An 819-nucleotide genomic window follows, 5' to 3' on the forward strand; every position below is an offset into this window, starting at 1 on the left:
TTAATATTTCTTGCGGTGCAGGCTGGCCCGCCAAAGAATGAACACTCATATAAGTCCTTTAAAATCAGATAGCTTTAACGATAGTCTGTTACTTTGCCATCAAGACTAACACAAAATAGTGTAGGCTTTCTTTACAAGCAATAAAATCTTCATCAGTGATATTTTAATGGTCAAATACGTAGCCCACAGAGCGGCGGCTTTTGAAGAACTCGGGGTTCTTAGGGTCGTCTTCAAAGTACTTTCGAAAACGGACAATAAAGTTATCGACGGTACGAGTCGATAGGTCTTTGGAAAAACCCCAGGCAACTTCTAAAATTTCTCCGCGTGACAGCGCTTTACCACGATTGTTAATCAATAACCTGAGCAAGCGAAGCTCTTGTTCAGTTAGGCTTATTTGTTGCCCTTTGCAATAAGCAACAGATTGAAGGAAGTCGATTTTGTTGCTGCCAAAGCTATATGGGTCCTGACTTCCACTCGCCGCGTCAATACTATTATCTTGCCAGCTACTTTGTTTTAAAAGGCGCTCAACTCGTAACAGGAATTCTTCTAGGTTAAAGGGTTTAGAAAGATAGTCATCGACACCGTGGTTAAAACCCTCAATTCTGTCTTGAGCACTATTCTTGGCTGATAGAATAAGGATTGGCAAACGCTCATCTTCTAAGCGAATACGTTTAAGAACAGAGACACCGTCTATGCCGGGCAGCATCACATCCAAGACTATTAAATGCGGCCGCCACTGTTTCCATAAGGCTAGACCGGAAGTCCCTGTTTCCGCTAACGCCACCTTGTAACCTTGAAGCTCCAAATTTAAACGCAACC

1 protein-coding gene is annotated in these 819 nt (G+C 42.7%); it reads right to left on the reverse strand.

Going from position 1 to position 819, the window contains the following annotated elements; translation table 11 throughout:
- Positions 1 to 163: 163 nt before the first annotated feature.
- Positions 164 to 819: response regulator transcription factor (locus A3729_RS30215; RefSeq protein WP_068634585.1), on the reverse strand; the 656-nt coding region annotated here is incomplete at its 5' end.

It is taken from the genome of Oleiphilus sp. HI0043 (genome assembly GCF_001634935.1).